This window comes from Citrobacter sp. CK188, assembly GCF_030333525.1.
Lineage (GTDB): Bacteria > Pseudomonadota > Gammaproteobacteria > Enterobacterales > Enterobacteriaceae > Citrobacter_B > Citrobacter_B koseri.
Genome location: NZ_JAOWFU010000035.1, coordinates 322,124 through 340,417 on the forward strand (window position 1 = coordinate 322,124; position 18,294 = coordinate 340,417).

General features: G+C 53.5%; 18 protein-coding genes. 4 read left to right on the top strand and 14 right to left on the bottom strand.

Translation table 11 applies throughout. From position 1 onward, the window contains the following. Nucleotides 1-144: 144 nt before the first annotated feature. Nucleotides 145-2,535 carry a glucose/quinate/shikimate family membrane-bound PQQ-dependent dehydrogenase gene (locus tag OGV67_RS17255; RefSeq protein ID WP_115615121.1) on the bottom strand — a complete coding sequence of 797 codons (2,391 nt, stop codon included), beginning with the start codon at nt 2,533-2,535 and terminating at the stop codon, nt 145-147. A gap of 205 nt (nt 2,536-2,740) precedes the next feature. Here OGV67_RS17255 and hpt point away from each other — a divergent pair, with 205 nt between their 5' ends. Beyond that, nucleotides 2,741-3,277 carry a hypoxanthine phosphoribosyltransferase gene (gene hpt / locus OGV67_RS17260; protein WP_024130701.1) on the top strand — a complete coding sequence of 179 codons (537 nt, stop codon included), beginning with the start codon at nt 2,741-2,743 and terminating at the stop codon, nt 3,275-3,277. A gap of 86 nt (nt 3,278-3,363) precedes the next feature. Here the strand turns inward: hpt and can are convergent, their stop codons facing one another. Then, nucleotides 3,364-4,026 carry a carbonate dehydratase gene (gene can / locus OGV67_RS17265; protein ID WP_012134030.1) on the bottom strand — a complete coding sequence of 221 codons (663 nt, stop codon included), beginning with the start codon at nt 4,024-4,026 and terminating at the stop codon, nt 3,364-3,366. Between the two features lie 232 nt (nt 4,027-4,258). On the opposite strand from can, the gene OGV67_RS17270 reads away from it, so the two are divergent. From OGV67_RS17270 to OGV67_RS17280, 3 genes are all read left to right on the top strand, one after another. Next, entirely contained in the window at nt 4,259-5,185 is a 927-nt protein-coding gene (locus OGV67_RS17270) for an ABC transporter ATP-binding protein (RefSeq protein WP_104869070.1), read from the top strand. After that, on the top strand, nt 5,182-5,952 hold the full coding sequence (locus OGV67_RS17275; protein WP_115615102.1) for an ABC transporter permease: 771 nt from the start codon (nt 5,182-5,184) through the stop codon (nt 5,950-5,952). The genes OGV67_RS17270 and OGV67_RS17275 overlap by 4 nt, the downstream gene beginning before the upstream one ends. A 103-nt stretch (nt 5,953-6,055) precedes the next feature. After that, nucleotides 6,056-6,496 carry a PTS sugar transporter subunit IIA gene (locus OGV67_RS17280; protein ID WP_115626364.1) on the top strand — a complete coding sequence of 147 codons (441 nt, stop codon included), beginning with the start codon at nt 6,056-6,058 and terminating at the stop codon, nt 6,494-6,496. Between the two features lie 55 nt (nt 6,497-6,551). Here the strand turns inward: OGV67_RS17280 and OGV67_RS17285 are convergent, their stop codons facing one another. The 12 genes from OGV67_RS17285 to pcnB form a co-directional block, all read right to left on the bottom strand. Beyond that, on the bottom strand, nt 6,552-7,664 hold the full coding sequence (locus tag OGV67_RS17285) for a fimbrial protein (protein WP_286465803.1): 1,113 nt from the start codon (nt 7,662-7,664) through the stop codon (nt 6,552-6,554). A gap of 11 nt (nt 7,665-7,675) precedes the next feature. Then, the gene (locus OGV67_RS17290; RefSeq protein ID WP_012134025.1) at nt 7,676-8,284 is read right to left on the bottom strand and encodes a fimbrial-like protein; all 609 of its coding nucleotides are present in this window, start codon (nt 8,282-8,284) and stop codon (nt 7,676-7,678) included. Between the two features lie 18 nt (nt 8,285-8,302). Then, nucleotides 8,303-8,869: a fimbrial protein gene (locus tag OGV67_RS17295; RefSeq protein WP_012134024.1), complete on the bottom strand. Its 567-nt coding sequence runs from the start codon at nt 8,867-8,869 to the stop codon at nt 8,303-8,305. A 26-nt stretch (nt 8,870-8,895) separates the two neighbouring features. After that, nucleotides 8,896-9,528, bottom strand: coding sequence for a fimbrial protein (locus OGV67_RS17300; RefSeq protein WP_071257592.1), 633 nt, complete (start codon nt 9,526-9,528; stop codon nt 8,896-8,898). 27 nt (nt 9,529-9,555) lie between these two features. After that, nucleotides 9,556-12,156, bottom strand: a complete 2,601-nt coding sequence (locus OGV67_RS17305) for an outer membrane usher protein (protein WP_286465805.1) — start codon at nt 12,154-12,156, stop codon at nt 9,556-9,558. A 64-nt stretch (nt 12,157-12,220) separates the two neighbouring features. After that, nucleotides 12,221-12,964, bottom strand: a complete 744-nt coding sequence (locus OGV67_RS17310) for a fimbrial chaperone (protein WP_114847947.1) — start codon at nt 12,962-12,964, stop codon at nt 12,221-12,223. A gap of 80 nt (nt 12,965-13,044) precedes the next feature. Further along, nucleotides 13,045-13,635 carry a fimbrial protein gene (locus OGV67_RS17315; protein ID WP_115181980.1) on the bottom strand — a complete coding sequence of 197 codons (591 nt, stop codon included), beginning with the start codon at nt 13,633-13,635 and terminating at the stop codon, nt 13,045-13,047. A 421-nt stretch (nt 13,636-14,056) separates the two neighbouring features. After that, nucleotides 14,057-14,437, bottom strand: coding sequence for an aspartate 1-decarboxylase (gene panD, locus OGV67_RS17320; protein WP_012134019.1), 381 nt, complete (start codon nt 14,435-14,437; stop codon nt 14,057-14,059). 92 nt (nt 14,438-14,529) lie between these two features. Beyond that, nucleotides 14,530-15,384: a pantoate--beta-alanine ligase gene (panC, locus tag OGV67_RS17325; RefSeq protein WP_115615099.1), complete on the bottom strand. Its 855-nt coding sequence runs from the start codon at nt 15,382-15,384 to the stop codon at nt 14,530-14,532. A gap of 118 nt (nt 15,385-15,502) precedes the next feature. Next, a complete protein-coding gene (gene panB / locus OGV67_RS17330) occupies nt 15,503-16,294 on the bottom strand; it encodes a 3-methyl-2-oxobutanoate hydroxymethyltransferase (protein WP_047458863.1) in 792 nt (263 codons plus the stop codon). A gap of 120 nt (nt 16,295-16,414) precedes the next feature. After that, nucleotides 16,415-16,894, bottom strand: coding sequence for a 2-amino-4-hydroxy-6-hydroxymethyldihydropteridine diphosphokinase (gene folK / locus OGV67_RS17335; protein WP_104869067.1), 480 nt, complete (start codon nt 16,892-16,894; stop codon nt 16,415-16,417). After that, a complete protein-coding gene (pcnB, locus tag OGV67_RS17340; RefSeq protein ID WP_220364121.1) occupies nt 16,891-18,288 on the bottom strand; it encodes a polynucleotide adenylyltransferase PcnB in 1,398 nt (465 codons plus the stop codon). Before pcnB ends, folK begins: the two co-directional genes overlap by 4 nt. Nucleotides 18,289-18,294: the final 6 nt, after the last annotated feature.

Here is an 18,294-nt window from a genome sequence, read left to right on the forward strand (position 1 = left end):
TGCCGGATGGCGCTGGCGCTTATCCGGCCTACAGTTTCGGTTTTACGGTATAAACATGCCGGATGGCGCTGACGCTTATCCGGCCTACAGTAAAATGAGCATCCTGTAGGCCGGATAAGGCGAAGCCGCCATCCGGCATAAACGTTACTGCGCGTCGTCAGGCAGAGCGTACGCGACAATATAGTCTCCCATCTTCGTCCCGAACGAACCGTGACCCCCGGCGGAAATCACGACGTACTGCTTACCGTTGACTTCATACGTCATCGGCGTTGCCTGACCGCCTGCGGGCAGACGGCCTTCCCACAGTTTTTCACCATTGCTCATGTTGTAAGCGCGCAGGTAGTTATCTGCGGTCGCGGCAATAAACAGCACGTTGCCAGCGGTAGAGATTGGGCCGCCCAGCATTGGCATCCCCATATTGAACGGCACTTTAAACGGCATCGGGAACGGCATGCTGTCCTGCGGCGTACCAATACGTTTTTTCCAGACAACTTCGTTGGTTTTCAGATCCAGCGCGGAGATGTAGCCCCAGGCAGGCTGTTTACACGGCAGACCAAACGGCGACAGGAACGGATTCAGCGTCACGCCATACGGTACGCCATACTGCGGCTGAATACCCGATTCCGAACCGGTGCCTTTGGCATCTTCCGGCGGCTCCATCGGATTACCCGGGCCGCGTGGGATCAGTTTAGAGACAAACGGCAGCGCCATCGGGTTGGCAATCGCCACCTGACGGTTCGGGTCGACGGAAATGCCGCCCCATTCGAACATACCGAGGTTGCCCGGGAAGACCAGCGTGCCTTTTTCTGATGGCGGGGTAAAGATCCCTTCATAACGCATCTGATGGAACATCACGCGGCACACCAGCTGATCGAACATGGTGGCGCCCCACATATCCGCACCGGTCAGGTCTTTCGTCGGACGGAAGCTCAAATCAGAGAACGGCTGCGTTTTGGTGACGTAATCCCCTTTGGCCGCGCCCTGCGGTACCGGTTTTTCCGGGGCAGGCACCACAAGCTGACCATTGCGACGGTCCAGCACGAAAATATTACCGGTTTTTGCCGGGGCGTAGATGACCGGAACGGTTTGCCCTTTCACGGTGATATCCGCCAGCGTCGGCTGGGACGGCATATCCATATCCCACAGATCGTGATGAACGGTCTGATAGCTCCAGGCCAGTTTACCGGTCGTTGCATTGAGCGCCAGGATCGAGCTGGCATAGCGCTCCTGCTCTGGCGTACGGTTGCCGCCCCAGATATCCGGGGTGGTGACGCCCATCGGCAGATAGACCAGATCCAGCTTCGCGTCATACGCGGCTGGCGCCCAGGAGTTTGGCGAGTTTGGCGTGAAGTGGTGCTCATCCGACGGGATCGCGTTCGGGTCTTTCGCACCGGGATCGAATGCCCACAGCAGTTTACCGCTGTTCACGTCAAAGCCGCGAATAACCCCGGACGGCTCGCGGGTAGAGAAGTTATCGGTGACGGCGCCTGCAATGACGATCACCTTGTCGGTCACGACCGGAGGTGATGTGGGTTCATACATGCCCGGCGTAGTGACCGGCATATTGGTTTGCAGGTTCAGAATGCCGTTGTTGGCAAAGGATTCGCACAGCTTGCCGTTGTCCGCGTTGAGGGCGAAAATACGGCCATCGTTCACCGGCAGAATAATGCGGCGCGGGCAGTCTGAAACGACATCCGGCGAGGCGTTATCGGTCGTGGCTTCATGATAGGAGACGCCACGGCAGGTGACATGCTGGAAGCTGGGATCGGTATTGAGCTGCGGGTCGAAATGCCACTTCTCTTTCCCGCTCGCCGCGTCCAGCGCGAACAGACGCTGGTGGGCGGTACACAGATACAGCGTATCGCCGACTTTAATCGGGGTCACTTCGTTGGTGATTTCACCCGGATCGTTCGGCTGCTTCAGATCGCCGGTACGGAACACCCACGCCTCTTTCAGGTTGTGGACGTTATCAGCCGTGATCTGCTTCAGCGGAGAGTAGCGCTGCCCTTCCTGATTGCGGCCATAGGCAGGCCAGTCCTGGTCCGCAACCGGAGAGATCGGTTCGGCAGGCACCGCGTCCGCGCTTAGCGTACCGTTGATCTCTTGCGGGTCGTTGAAGCCAGCCCAGGTGAGGATGCCGCCGCTTATCAGCAGGGCAACCACCAGTGCGCTGACAGCGCCGCCGGAAGGGACGCTCAGGCGATGCCAGACAAACGGTAAAATCAGCCAGATGCCGAAGAAGACCAGAATGTCGCTACGCGGGGTTAGCGCCCAGAAGTCGAAGCCGACTTCCCACACGCCCCAGATCATAGTGGCGAGGAGCAGGGCGGCATACAGCCACAGCGCGGAACGCTTGCTGCGCCACAATAGCCCGGCGACGCCAAGCATGACGATGCCCGCAATCGGGTAGTACCAGGAGCCGCCGATGGCGACCAGCCAGCCGCCGCCGATCAGCAGATACAGCCCGCAGAGTGCAGCGAAGAGGGCTGTCAGCGTCACGAGAAGCCGTGGCGCTTTTGCGTTGTTATTTGCCATAAAAAGATACCATCTCAATTTGTTAATTTTTTAGTAGCAATTAATTATAGGATTTAACAAGTGTGATCGTCATCACAAAATGAGCTTTATTAACAGATGCCGCGAATAAATACTTTTGCTGGTATACTGCGTGCCTTGCGCTTCGATGCTGTCTTATCAAGAGCAGGCATGAAGTGATTTGTTTTTAAATCATATGGTTAGAGATATGAAACATACTGTAGAAGTAATGATCCCCGAAGCGGAGATCAAAGCGCGCATTGCCGAACTGGGTCGTCAAATTACTGAACGTTATAAAGACAGCGGCAGTGACATGGTGCTGGTAGGTCTGCTGCGTGGCTCATTTATGTTTATGGCGGATCTGTGCCGCGAGGTACAGGTGTCTCATGAAGTCGATTTTATGACCGCCTCCAGCTACGGTAGCGGCATGTCCACCACTCGCGATGTGAAAATTCTCAAGGACCTGGATGAAGATATCCGTGGCAAGGATGTGCTGATTGTCGAAGATATTATCGATTCCGGGAATACGCTGTCGAAAGTGCGGGAAATCCTGAGCCTGCGTGAGCCAAAGTCTCTGGCGATTTGTACGCTGCTGGATAAGCCGTCTCGCCGTGAGGTTGACGTCCCGGTTGAGTTTATCGGTTTCTCGATCCCGGATGAGTTCGTTGTGGGTTACGGCATCGACTATGCTCAGCGTTATCGCCATCTGCCGTATGTTGGTAAAGTGGTGCTGCTGGACGAGTAAGAACGTTGTGCCGGATGGCGCTACAGGTACTATGTCCGTAGAAATGCAGGCCGGGTAAGGCGTAGCCGCCACCCGGCAATACACGTTTACTTGTGGTTAATATGCTTTTTGCTGAGGTTTGAAACCCCCCGACGATAGCGCTGTTCCAGCGTTTCACGGTTGGTCGCCGTGACTTCCAGATCGCGCAGCAGGCCGTCGTGAATACCGTAGGCCCAGCCGTGAATCGTCACTTTCTGACCGCGTTTCCACGCGGACTGCATGATGGTTGAGTGGCCCAGGTTGTATACCTGTTCCATCACGTTCAGCTCGCACAGGGTATCGATTCGACGCTCCTGCGGCATTTCTCCGAGTAATGAGCTATGTTTGAACCAGATATCGCGAATGTGCAGCAACCAGTTGTTAATTAACCCCAGTTCCGGGTTTTCAACAGCCGCCTGGACGCCGCCACAACCGTAGTGACCACAAATAATAATGTGTTCAACTTCCAGTACATCGACGGCATACTGCACCACGGAGAGGCAGTTGAGATCGGTATGAATGACCAGGTTGGCCACATTGCGGTGAACAAATAATTCGCCCGGCTCAAGGCCGGTTAAACGTTCTGCGGGAACGCGGCTGTCGGAACATCCAATCCATAGAAAGCGCGGTTTTTGCGCTTGCGCCAGTTTCTCAAAAAATCCGGGATCCTCTTCCACCAGCATTTTTGACCATAGTGCATTGTTGCTGATGAGTGTATCTATGTCTTTCATGGAGGTTAACGACCTGTAACCAAATAAGTGCGTTGGGCTAATATAGGGCAACTCCGGGATTATTTAAACCATATACTCGTCATTCTTCACGTTGCAGGTGCGTTGGCTTCCTCGCTCACCCCGGTCACTTACTGGTGTAAGCTTCCGGGGATTCACTGCGTTGCCGCCTTCCTGCAACTCGAATTATTTAGAGTGTAAATAAAGTGTAAGAACGTAAGGTAAGTAAAAATTCATGACCATTGCACTGGAACTTCAGCAACTTAAAAAAACGTATCCGGGCGGCGTTCAGGCGCTCCGTGGGATCGATTTGCAGGTTGAAGCGGGTGATTTTTATGCGCTTCTGGGGCCAAACGGGGCGGGGAAATCAACCACCATTGGCATTATCAGCTCGCTGGTTAACAAAACCTCCGGGCGCGTCTGCGTCTTTGGCTACGACCTTGAAAAAGATGTGGTCAACGCCAAACGCCAGCTTGGCCTGGTGCCGCAGGAATTTAACTTCAACCCGTTTGAAACCGTCCAGCAGATCGTCGTCAATCAGGCGGGGTACTACGGCGTTGAGCGTAAAGAAGCCGTTGCGCGCAGCGAAAAGTACCTGAGACAACTCGATCTGTGGGAAAAACGTAACGAACGCGCGCGTATGCTCTCCGGCGGGATGAAGCGTCGTTTGATGATCGCCCGGGCGCTGATGCATGAGCCGAAACTGTTGATTCTGGATGAACCCACCGCGGGGGTGGATATTGAACTTCGCCGCTCAATGTGGGGCTTTTTGAAGGATTTAAACGACAAAGGCACCACGATTATCCTGACGACGCACTATCTTGAAGAAGCGGAAATGCTGTGTCGCAACATCGGTATCATTCAGCACGGCGCGCTGGTGGAAAACACCTCGATGAAAAATCTGCTCTCTAAGCTGAAATCCGAGACGTTTATTCTCGATCTGGCGGCGAAAAGCCCGCTGCCGAGGCTGGAAGGCTATCAGTACCGTCTGGTGGATACCTCGACGCTGGAGGTCGAAGTATTGCGGGAGCAGGGCATCAATAGCGTCTTTTCGCAACTGAGCAGCCAGGGCGTTCAGGTTCTCAGTATGCGTAACAAGGCAAACCGCCTGGAAGAACTGTTTGTCTCTCTGGTGCATGATAAAAAAGGAGATCGCGGATGATGCAGCTGTATTGGGTCGCGCTGAAAAGCATCTGGGCGAAAGAGATTAACCGCTTTATGCGTATCTGGGTGCAGACGCTGGTGCCGCCGGTCATCACTATGACGCTCTATTTTATTATCTTCGGTAATCTGATCGGCTCACGCATTGGCGAGATGCACGGTTTTAGCTATATGCAGTTTATCGTGCCGGGCTTAATCATGATGGCGGTGATCACCAACGCGTATGCCAATGTGGCCTCATCCTTCTTTAGCGCCAAATTCCAGCGCAACATTGAAGAACTGCTGGTGGCGCCTGTCCCGACGCACATCATTATCGTCGGATATATTGGCGGCGGCGTGGCGCGCGGGCTGTGCGTAGGGGTTCTGGTTACGGTGATTTCGCTGTTCTTTGTGCCGTTCCAGGTACACTCCTGGGTGTTCGTGGCGTTAACGCTGGTGCTGACGGCGGTGCTGTTTTCGCTGGCAGGGCTGCTGAATTCGGTCTTTGCGAAAACCTTTGATGATATCAGCCTGATCCCGACGTTCGTGCTGACGCCGCTCACTTACCTGGGCGGTGTGTTTTATTCCCTGACGCTGCTACCGCCGTTCTGGCAAGGATTGTCGCATCTGAACCCGATTGTCTACATGATCAGCGGCTTCCGCTATGGTTTCCTGGGCATTCACGACGTACCGCTGGTCACTACGTTCGGCGTGCTGGCCGTGTTTATCCTGGCGTTTTACCTGCTGTGCTGGTACTTAATTCAGCGCGGACGCGGCTTGCGCACGTAATGTTTTTCCTCTCCTCCGCCGGGGGGAGAGGCAGACTTTGACGTTTATCACCCTTACTCATTTATCACACTGATAAACTACTTGCTTGCTAAGGAGGTAGGCTATGTTGGGTTGGGTGATTACCTGTCATGACGATCGCGCGCAGGAGCTACAGGATCGTCTGGAAGAAAAACATGGCCCGCTGGCGCAGTGCCGGGCGGTGAACTTCTGGCGCGGTCTGAGTACCAATATGCTCAGCCGTATGATGTGTGAAGCATTACACCAGGCGGATTCCGGCGATGGGGTGATCTTTTTAACGGACACGTCCGGCGCCGCGCCTTATCGTGTGGCGTCGCTGATGAGCCATAAACATTCCGGCTGCGAAGTGATTGCCGGTGTGACGTATTCATTGCTTGAAGAAATGCTTGTCGCGCGGGAATCCATGAGCAGCGCGGCGTTCCGTGACACCATTGTTTCCCTCGGCGCGCCCGATGTCACCAGTCTCTGGCATCAACAGCAAAAAAATCCGCCTTTTGTGCTGAAGCATGATTTGTACGCGTACTGACGGTCAATTCGTGGAAGCGATGATGCGGCTGACAGGCAGTCAGCCGCAGGGAACGTTATTCGTAGCTGAGGGTGAAAGTACCGACGGTTTCAAAAGTGCCGGCTTTAATTGTACCGATTTTGATTAACTGCCCGGTGAAATCCAGACCAATAGATTCATGATACCACTCACGATTTCCGCTGTAGGTGATACCGACACGCTCCGAACCGTCTACCTTCATTGTTTGTGTGTTGTTATTGATAATGGAACGAATTTTTACGCCCACGCCCTCTGCGCTCCCTGAAGAGTTGGTGAGAATCGTATTGTCTGCGCCATGATTGCCGGTCAGGGTGACGGTAACGGTCGTCAATGAGCAGCGGAATAAGTTAAACGTAAACGGCTTTTCTACCGACTCGCCCGTTTTTTCGAAATCGGAACGGTAAAAGTCGCCAAAATCCACGTCCCGATCGTATTCGTCATTATTTATCCCCATCCCCTGGCAGGTCGGCTCCATGACGGAAAACGCCATCGATGCTCCACTCATCATAAGGTCGAGATCGTTTTGCCCGGCATCTCCTATGTGCAGAGTACCGATTTTCCCTGGCAGCGCGTTCCCGTCCGTCTGACCATTTCGGGGGTGGTAGTCTGGCGTCTGATACATCGTGACGAAAATATCCCAGTTGCGTGTTGCGCTAGGCCCCGTCCAGGGGGCATCGCCATGGCTTGGGAAGGTTGACGTTCCTCCGGGCAGCGGCAGGTTTAAATCCAGATCGTTAGTGTTGTTGCCGTTGTGGCAGTTCCCGATACACCTCACGGAATAGGTGTAAACAATGCCGGGAATCGAGGTTTTGAGCAGCCCGGTAGGGCCATCTGACCCCTGAGTGGTATATTGATCCCACAAATTGGCGTCGGTAGGGCCGGTCAACGTTACGGCATTGCTCCCATTACCTCCGGATGTGATGGGCGCCGCTCCCTGGAATAAAGGGAAATCACCCTCCATAGACTGAGGGTTCATAATGATGAGCGGCGTATCGATGCCTCCGATGGGGCCAATGAGCGTTCTGGCAGTCCAGAAAGCAGGTATACTGGCCTGCTGTGTCGTAAAATGACATGCGGTGTCTGCTAACGCTTGCCTGGCGAAAATGGAGAGCACGCAAAATAATAGCGGCAGTAAATAGCGTAATTTCATCATAAATCCCTTTACTGATAGGTTACATTGACCACCACATTGCTGGTCACCAGTCCGTTGCCGACATCGCCCGTGTTCTGGTAGCGGGCGTAAAACACATAATCTGCTGGAAAGAGCGGTGCCGCTTGCCCGCTAAGGTCATACGCTACGTCGGAACTGCCATCGCTATTCAATACGTTCGTGTGGTGTGTGGCGGAAAAAACAACCACACCGACATTTCTGGCCTGATCGCTGACCGCGTTATTGATAAATACCTGGCTGTTGTCGGGGTTTATACCGAATTGCGGTTCAAATCGAAAATGAAGCTGCTGGCTTCCTTCGCTTCCTGCTGGCGGCACGTCGCAGTTGACAACCTGAATGGTAAACGTTGTACCGCCAGCGTCCGTTTCCGGCCGCAGGCGATCGCTGTTGTCCGTATTGTAAAACCAACTGCGCGTGACGGTTGGCAACTCGACATTACCGCCATTTTCCAGGCTTACTTGGCAGGTATTGGCCAGAATCTTCGCCTTAAAATTGACGTCCATTCCGCTGTCGTCAGCCTGACTGACGACAGGCCACAGTCCTGCCAGGCCCACCAGCAGGGCGAAAGTAAATCGCATAAAAAATAGTGTCTGTCGCATAGTTGCCCGCTGGCTACATTACTGGTAGGTGACTAAAAAGGTGATAAGCGACGTCGCTTCACCTGTTGTGATATCAGCGGCTGTTTTACCATTCGCAACGACCCAGCGAGCCACCAGAGGATAGGTGTAGCTTTGGTTCATATTCTTCGAACCAAACGAATGCGTCAGTACATTCGAAGGGTTGCCCGTCTGGCAGGCTAACTGGGTGCCTGAGTCTGCGGCGGTTTCCCAGATCTCAACGGCGGTATTCGTGGCGCCTGTTGTCGCGTAGGAGTCGCCGGAACAGGTATTGCCCGCCCCTGGCTGAGCCGCCACGGTTGTGGTTAACACGCCCGCGCATTCGGTCAGTGCGATATTAAAGGATTCGGTACGCGTACCGACTTCGTTCTTATACAGATCGCCGAAGTCAATCGTGCTGGTCGGGCCATCAGCATCCGTCACTTGGGTGTTACAGGTGCCGGGGAGGATCTCAGTGGTAAAGATAGCCTGCAACTGATTGGTGCCTGTCACCGGGGCGGCGTGGGTCAGGCCGCTGAATAATCCACCAGCTACCGCCAGCGCGAGAAAAAGAGAATTAGATTTCATTATGATGCTCCGTTATATCGCAGGAATTATTCATAGCTAAAGTTAAAGGTTGCTGTTGCCTGGAAGGCGCCAACCGCCGGGGTTGTACCGGAGATCCTTGTCGTCACCAGACGCGCCACAAGGTCGACCTGTTTGCTGTCTATTTCAGCAGGACTCCATTTAATCACCTCGGCATCGTTATCTGAGGTCTCCGTTTCGTTGGCAAAAATAGCAAAATAGCTGGTTGGTGCACTGACACGAGAGAATTTCAGGCCAACCCCGGTGGGGCCTGTCTCACCCGTACCGGGGAGGAGGATGGTTTTCGGCGTACCGCTGTCGTAACCGGAGGTCGTGCCGCTGATGGAGGCTTTAATTCCGGTTACGGATTCCGGGCAGTTTTTAATTTTCAGGGCGAATTGCGCCATCGTTGGCCCTGACGCTGCCTCGCTGGTCTGGTATTTAATGATATCGCCCAGCGACACTTTGCCGTCGGCGCCGATGATGATGGTGGAGCTACTGTCCGAGTCATTAATCGTCATATCACAGGTTGTGTCCCGGATATTGGCTCGGAAGGTAATGTCGATGCTGTCGCCGTTGTCTGCATGAACGGATGAACACACCGCCAGCGCTAACATAGCGACAGGTAAACTGCGGAGATATTTATTACTTTTTAAAGTCATTAGGGGAACTCCCTGTAGAAAAATAACTTATTGCATATGACAGAGTTGATTGTTCAGGATTGTGGTTAATCCTGCCTTTTGTGCGCTGTCGGTAATGTGATAATTCACCGTACAGGCGCTACCTGCTTCTTTACCCCAGACAACTCGCAGGGTGCCCTGATCTTCTACGCCGCGCACATAAGCCTGCCCGGCCTGACCGACGGCGCCGACCAGCTCGCCTTTATCGGTCAGGACGTCTGCGCCGAGTGGAATAAAGCCTTTATCGTTGCGTAGAAGTTCAAGGATGAGAGAACGACCTTCGTCGGTTTCGAAGTTGACCAGCACCACGGCGCCATCACGCGGGACGATGGTTTCACTGGTGTTTTTGACCTCGACGTCGGCGTCCAGAGAACTGATATTCAGCCCAACGCGGTTCTCACGGTAAGCCGAGGCATACGGCATAATCGCGTATCCTGAACGACCTATTTCACCTTTGCCGTAACCGAGCTGCGCGCCTTTTGCGCCGCTGGCATGAACCAGAATGATGGGGCCGGTGTCACTTAACGTTCCTGGCGCCATCGTCAGGCCGCCAGTGTGAACCACCATGCCGCCGCTATAGTTGGCGGAATATTGTTTGCTGCTGTCATCGCTAAAAGAGGTAGAGACTGACAGGGGGCCATACGGACTGCTCCACGAGCCGTAACCGCTGATCTGATTCAAATCGCCATAATCACCGGTATTGCTTGCCGTACTGATGGAGTAGTTAATCTTACCGTCTTCAGTATTACCGCTGGCGGTGTTGTTAAAGTTGGCGCTGCCTTCCATATCCGTACGCGCGCTCATATTGACGTTGTTAAAACCGGCAATATTTTTACGTTCACTGGAGAACGTGCTTAACGGAATGCTGACGTTGAGATAAACGCTGTCATCTTTTTCGCCATCTTCATCATAGGTACGCTGGAGCGAGATGCTGTAGCTGCCATAGCGGAAGTCATTGCTGTAACCTGCGCTGTAGTTTGAGGTGGAACCACTCTCATTCCAGTAGTCTTCCCAGGTGCCGGTGACATAGAGCGAGCCGTAGTTTTCACCATTGAACGCCAGCGGTTGACTGACGCTAATCTGAAACTGGTTTTTCATACGCTGATAGTCAGAATAGAGTTCGTCGCTGGACTCATATGACTGATTCTTATAGCTGCCGTATTTCACGTCGTCGTGCAGCGCGGCGGCGTCCCGCAAGCTGAGGTAGTCCTCCGTCGAGAAACGGTATGCCGCCACATTGAATGAGGTGTCGGTGGTTTCGATGACTTTGCTGTACGTCAGGCGATAGCTTTGGCCGGTCAGCGTCCCCAGCTCGTCAATTTGTGCATGTGACTGCGTGACGTCTAACGCGAAGGCGCCGATCGCGGTGTTCATCGCCATGCCAAGCAAACCGGCGTAAAAATCCATGTCGCTGTACTGCACGCCCGCGTAGCCGGTAAAGGTGTTGTTGAGACCGTAATACCAGGTGGCGTAACCAATGTTCGGTCTGTCATGCAGCGAATCGTCGTTCAGTTCGCCCGCGCCAAACTCCCAGCGTGAGGTTCCCGGACGCATCATCTGCGTAACCGAGGAAAAAGGAACCGTGAAGGTTCTCTTGCTGCCGTCAGACTCTTCTACAGTCACCTGTAGATCGTTACCGTAGCCGGTGGTGCTGAGATCGCTCAGTTCAAACGGGCCTGGCGGTACGGTGGTTTCATAAATTTTGCTGCCGCTTTGCATGACGGTGACTTTGGCGTTGCTGTTGGCGACGCCACGAATGACCGGTGAGTAGTTGGTACGGCCTTCCGGGCGCATGCGATCGTCGCTGTACAGGCGCATCCCGCGCAGGCTGACGGAGTCGAAGGTATCGCCGTTGGTGTAGGTTTCGCCCGCCACAACCTGCGCGGTTAACGCCGGAATATCGCGCTGGAGGTAAATGTCCTGGCTGGAGTAGTCCGAGCCGTTGTCTTTATCCCAGTTGTAGGTGCCGCGGGAGCGCAGTCGCCATGCGCCCAAATTCAGCCCATATTGCAGACCGGCGTAAGCCGTGTCGGAATTATTGCCATCGCTTTCGCTATGCCAGGCGTTGAGGTTGTACGACAGCAACGCCGCCGGAATACCTGCATCCCATAATGATGGATCGACATATCCCGCCGGGCGCTTGAGAACGTAAAGCTGCGGCATCGTCAATTCCAGGGTGAGTTTTGAGGTATCGAAATTCACCGACGAGTGGGGATAATATTTTTTGATATCAATACAGGTTGTATCATCGTCGGAAATAGTATTCCCCAGCACGCTACTATCAACGCCCGCTTGTTTCAGCAACAATGCGGTAATACACGGCGTGGCGCGTGGCGTTCCGTTATCTTTAAATTCGATGTTTTGCGTCGATTTATTTTCACCGTTCAGGCTTATTTTCGCCCGGTAGGTTCCCGGTAATATTGGATTACCCTGAGCATAACGGCTTACATCGACTGCACTCCCCATATTCAGCAGGAATTGATCGTTAAACTCTACCATTTCCTCTGAGTCGGGAGCAGAGGACTGTGCAGGCGTATTTCCCGTCGCATGAACAGAGAACGGCAATGCCGCACTAATGGCGAGACATAATAGAGATCGTCGAAAAATCATAACAAGTCCAGTCGATTAAAGCGGGTTGCCGTTATATAAGAAGAAAAAATATATTTTTAATTTATTAATTAACGTTGGCGGTGAGTTTTTCCGTTCCGCCAAAATCATTGATAGCGATATACACCACTTCTCCGCTGGCGTTATTCGTTAATCCTTTAACCGTCATGGTTTCGCTGGAGAATGGCTTAATCGACTTACTGTCAATTTCATACTCTTTGGCGCCGACCTTAAACGTTGCGCTGGAGAGTGAAACGTTATAGGGCGAGTCGTTACGGCCAACTAAAGACAGGGTGTTGCCCTGGCGCGTTTGCGACCATTTAACCTGCTTCATTGCCTCACCTGGGGTGCCTTTTAAGCCGTCCGGGCGGAAAAATAGCTTAATACGGGTACGGAAAGCGAGTTGCAGTTGGTTCTGGCTTTCGCCGTCTTTCGCCGTTGCTTTTTTGGGGATTTCCAGCACATTAAACCAGAATAAGGATTCCCGATCCTGCGGCAGCGGCTGCTGTAAATATGTCACACGCACAGACTGGCCTTTCCCTGGATCGATGCGTGAAATGGGCGGGGTAATGACAAAAGGCAGTTTTAATTCCTGCGGGTTAACGTTTGGGCTCCCGTCATCCAGCCAGATCTGAAGTAACAGCGGGTTTTTGCCTCGGTTATCCAGGTTCACAATCACATCTTTCATGGATTGTTGATATACGATGCGTGTGCCGGAGATAACCACGTCGGCGCATGCCTGAAACGAGGCGACGCCGATCATGGCGGCGGTGAGAGTTTTTAATCCGGTTTTTAACGTCAGGCTGAACATAATGCTATCCACTCCCTGTTGGATGTAACGAAAACATCCTCTGGCTTAAGCCAGAGGATGAAGAACAACAGTCCTGTTGCTTATTGGTAGTTCATGGTGAAGGCAACCTGTGCCTGCACGGAACCGCTGGTTACGCCAGTAGCCGGGCCCATATAAGCGACGGTGTAGTTCAGTTCGCCTTTGCCATCAGTCAGCGTGGTTGACTGAGTGTTGTTAGGATGATCGATTTTGATCAGATCGGTCTTCGTGTTGCCATCGTTGTGCAGAACCAGGCTTACGTTGGTTGCTGAACCTTGCAGGCCAGTTGGTGGAACCAGCGCGCCTTCGTTGTTTGCGGAAGAACCGCCCCAGGAATCAAACTGCGCATCAGCAGACTGCAACTCAGTATCCGCACAGGAAACGGACAGCGCGAACTTAGCCTGGCCCAGGGTGCTGTTAACGTCGGCAGCAGTACCAGCGGCGAAGTCTTCTACTGACACGGTCGGCAGAGTGACGTTGAAGTCTTTAGTTGTCTGGGAACTCAGTGGATCATCTTTCAGCGTGATGTTACAGGTATTCGGGGTGACCAGGCCGTGGAAGGTGATGGTGCCACGATCCGCGTCTGCTGCGAATGCTGAACTGGAAATAGTTGCCAGAACTGCCGCAGCTAATGCGTATTTTTTCAATGCCATTTTGATAAACATCCGTATTAGATAATAAGTGTACTTTACGTTTTTAGAAAAAGTACTTCGTCTGTTAAGCGTAAAGGCCGGCCGGGGAATTACATTAACTTTGCGGAGTATAGGAAAATATTTATTGATAATTGTAATTATCTTTACTTAAATGGTGTTTAAGTAAACTTAACTGATGGTTATTTTGTTGAAAGGTAAGTGTTTTTATTTTTGGTTATTCATCTGATGAATTTGTGAGGAAAAGAATTTAATGATATAAATAAATATAACGATGGATTGTTGAACGTTTGTTTAAATTTTCTGATAACGCCTCAACTAATATTATTAGTTGTCCTGATAAGAAAGGCCGGAATTATTTAAAATAAAAGGAGCTGAAGTTTTTCGGCTCCTTTTATTAATATAATAATATATTTGGGAAATATCAGGCAACCTGTACCGGGATCGCTTTCGCGGTGCGCTTCATTTCATTATCGCCTTCAAAATAGGCGACGTTGGGCTGCCAGCGACGCGCTTCTTCGTCTGACATGGTAACGAAACTTGCGATGATCACGATATCGCCCACCGCAGCGCAGTGCGCCGCTGCGCCGTTCACGGAGATGATTCTGGAACCACGCTCGGCGGCAATCGCATAGGTTGAGAAGCGCTTGCCGTTAGTCACGTTCCAGATATCAATGGCTTCGTTTTCAAGAATACCGGCTGCGTCCAGAAAATCCTGATCAATGGCGCAGGAACCTTCGTAGTGCAGGTCCGCCTGAGTCACTTTCACGCGATGGAGTTTGCCCTGCAACATAGTGCGAATCATAACTTCTACCTTTAAATCTTAGCGATAACGAAGCAGGCGTCGCCTGCTTTGAGGAAATTCTCAGGCAGTATTGCCTGATTTTTAACCCCTGTCTACTGGGTTAATGTAACGGACTGATTGTCGATCAGGCGAGCCTGACCCAGCCATGCCGCCATCAGGATCACCGCGCGTTTGCTGCTATCGGTAAGTTCCAGCAGCGTGTCCGCGTCGCGAATCTGAATGTCATCGGCGCGGAAGCCTTTTTCATTCAGCTCCTGCTCGGCGACGGCGATCATCTCTTCCAGATCGTGATTACCCGCCAGCAATTTCTCGGCGACGCTGTTCATCACCTTATTTAAGCCGGGAGCAATTTTGCGCTGTTCGGCGGTCAGGTAACCGTTACGCGAACTCAGCGCTAAACCATCTTTGGCGCGAATAATCGGTACGCCGACGATCTCGATGTCGTAGCCCATATCGGCCACCATCTTGCGGATTAAAGCCAGTTGCTGGAAGTCCTTTTCGCCAAAGCAGGCGATGTCCGGCTGGACGAGATTGAAGAGTTTGCTGACGATGGTGGAAACACCACGAAAATGGCCCGGACGGCTGGCGCCTTCCAGCATGGTGGACAGCCCAGGAACATCAACGTAAGTCTGGCCGTCAGTGCCTTGCGGGTAAATTTCCGCGGGCGCCGGCGCGAACACGAAATCCACTTTGCGTTTGTTCAGCTTTTCGCAATCTTCCTGCAACGTTCGTGGGTAGCGTACCAGATCGTCCGGGCGGTCAAACTGCATTGGGTTCACGAAAATACTGACCACCACGACGTCAGCGCGCGCTTTCGCTTCCTCAACCAGTTTCATATGACCATCGTGCAGGTTGCCCATCGTTGGCACCAGCGCAATGCGTTTACCGTCCTGGCGCAGGCGGCGAATATGCTGTCGCAGCAGCGGCAGGGTTTCAATAATTAGCACAACAAGACTCCTTAAGTTGCCTGATGGACCGTGGTTTGTAGGCCTGATAAGCGTAGCGCCATCAGGCATTTTGCCGGATGGCGACGCAGGGCGTTTTATCCGGCCTACAAGCACCCCATTAATGGAAGCTGTGTTCTTCGCCCGGATAGACGCTGGACTCAACCTCGGCAATATACTGCCGCACGGCGGCGCGCATGTCGCCTGCTTCCGCCAGGAAATTTTTAGCAAATTTCGGAATGTGGCCGCCGGTAATGCCGAAGGCGTCGTGCATCACCAGGATCTGACCGTCGGTTACGTTGCCTGCGCCAATGCCGATGACTGGAATGGAGAGCGCTTCGGTGACGCGTTTAGCAAGCTCAACCGGTACGCATTCCAGCACCAGCAACTGCGCGCCTGCCGCTTCCAGCGCCAGCGCATCATCCAGCAGTATCTGCCCCGCATCGCCGCGCCCCTGGATCTTATAGCCGCCAAAGATGTTGACGGATTGCGGCGTCAGGCCCAGATGGCCGCACACTGGCACCGCGCGTTCGGTGAGCATTTTTACCGTATCGACCAGCCAGGCGCCGCCTTCGATTTTGACCATATTCGCCCCCGCGCGCATCACCACGGCGGCGTTTTCAAACGCCTGCTCCGGGGTGGCATAGGCCATAAACGGCAGGTCGGAGAGCAGGAGACAGTTAGGCGCGCCACGGCGCACCGCACGCGTGTGGTAAGCGATATCTTCTACGGTAACAGGCAGGGTGGAATCGTGTCCCTGAACCGTCATGCCCAGCGAGTCGCCTACCAGCATCACGTTGATACCCTCGTCAGCGAAGAGTCTGGCGAAGCTGTAATCGTAGGCGGTGATAGTCGCGAAGCGCTTTTTCTCTTGCTTACATTTTTGCAGCAAGGCGATAGTCGTCGGTTTCATAACGTTTCCTGATGGTGGAGGTCATATTAACCGGCATTTTAACAGCAGCATTGATGGGGGCAATGGATTTAAGCAATCGATTAACCCGAAAGCAGTAAACGCTAAAGAGGGGCGGGCAATTTACCAGTAGGCAGGTTTTTCTGCTGCGAGACGCGTGAGGTAATGATGCAGCGTGACGCCGTTTGGGAACACCAGGTTGGGGGCGATTTCAAAGAGCGGCCACAGCATAAAACCGCGATTTTTCATGTCGTAGTGCGGTATCGTCAGGCGGGGCGTGTTTATTACGTCATCACCAAACAGCATGATGTCGAGATCGAGCGTGCGCGGTCCCCAGCGTTCGGCTTTGCGAACGCGGCCCTGTTGTAACTCAATACGCTGCGTGTGGTTGAGCAGTTCTTCCGGCGCCAGTTGGGTTTCCAGCGCAACGGCGGCGTTCAGGTAGTCCGGCTGATCCTGCGGGCCTAGCGGGGGAGTGCGGTAAAACGAGGAAACGGCAACAATACGGCTGTCCGGGATGTCGCCGATAGCCTTCACGGCAGCATTAACCTGCTCCAGCGGAGAGGCTAAGTTGCTGCCGAGCGCGATATAGGCAACCGTCACGCGGTTCCCTCGCGGCGTGGCGCGCGTTTGCGCGGACGACGATGGCGGCGGCGCGGCGCGGGGTCTTCATCCAGTTCATTCAGCATGCCTTTCTGATCGGGCGGCGCTGAAACCTGGAACTCGCCCCACCACTGCGCCAGACGTTGCAGTTCAGCGTTGTTTTCTACCTCGGCGCGCAACGCCAGCAGATCGTATGCGGCGCGGAATTTCGGGTGCTCCAGCAGCTTCCAGGCGCGTTTGCCCTGGCGGCGGGACATCCGCAACTGGAGTTGCCAGATATCACGGGTTAACGTGGTGAGGCGTTTCGGGATCGCCAGCGAACGGCACGCTTCGTCCAGCACCTCGTTCATGGCCAGCGCAAAGGCGTCGTAATAGGCCAGGCCGCTCTCCTGAGCGATTTTCTGCGCCATTTCCAGCAACGGATACCAGAACATGGCGGCAAACAAGAACGCCGGGTTAACGCGCATGTCGTTATGAATGCGGTTATCGGTATTTTTCAGCACCTGCGCAATGATGCGCTCCATCGCGCTGTCGCCGTTTTCGGTGAAATAACGCGTAATGGCGGGGAACAGGGGCTGGAACAGGCTGTATTCACGCAGCTTTTTGTAGGTTTCGAAACCATATCCCGCTTGCAGAAGCTTCAGGGACTCTTCAAACAGACGCGCTGGCGGAATATCGTTGAGTAAGGTCGCCAGGCGCGGAATCGGCTCTGCGGTTTCCGGGCTGATGCGCATATCGAGTTTTGCGGCGAAACGGACTGCACGCAGCATTCGCACCGGATCTTCGCGGTAACGCGTTTCAGGGTTGCCGATCAGGCGAATCACGCCGTCTTTCAGATCCTGCATACCGCCGACGTAATCGCGCACGGTGAAATCCGCCACGCTGTAATAGAGGCTGTTAATGGTGAAGTCGCGACGCTGGGCGTCTTCTTCAATGGAGCCGAAGATGTTATCGCGCAACAGCATGCCGTTTTGCCCGCGCTGGGAGGTGGCGCGGTCGCTGTCGTTGCCTTCATGGTGACCACGAAATGTCGCCACTTCGATAATCTCCGGGCCGAACATGACGTGCGCCAGACGGAAACGGCGACCCACCAGACGACAGTTACGGAACAACTTCCGCACCTGATCCGGCGTTGCGTTGGTGGTGACATCGAAATCTTTCGGTTTTTTGCCGAGCAGAAGATCGCGCACGCCGCCGCCAACCAGCCAGGCCTCATATCCCGCTTTATTGAGCCTGTACATTACTTTCAGAGCATTTTCACTGATATCTTTGCGGGAAATAGCGTGCTGCTCACGCGGGATTACCGTCATATGTGGACGGGCGACGGCCAGCTCAGCCTCGCTCTCCTCGCGGTTTAGCACCTTGCGGCAAAAATTAGCGACTCGGGTAAAAATAGTGCA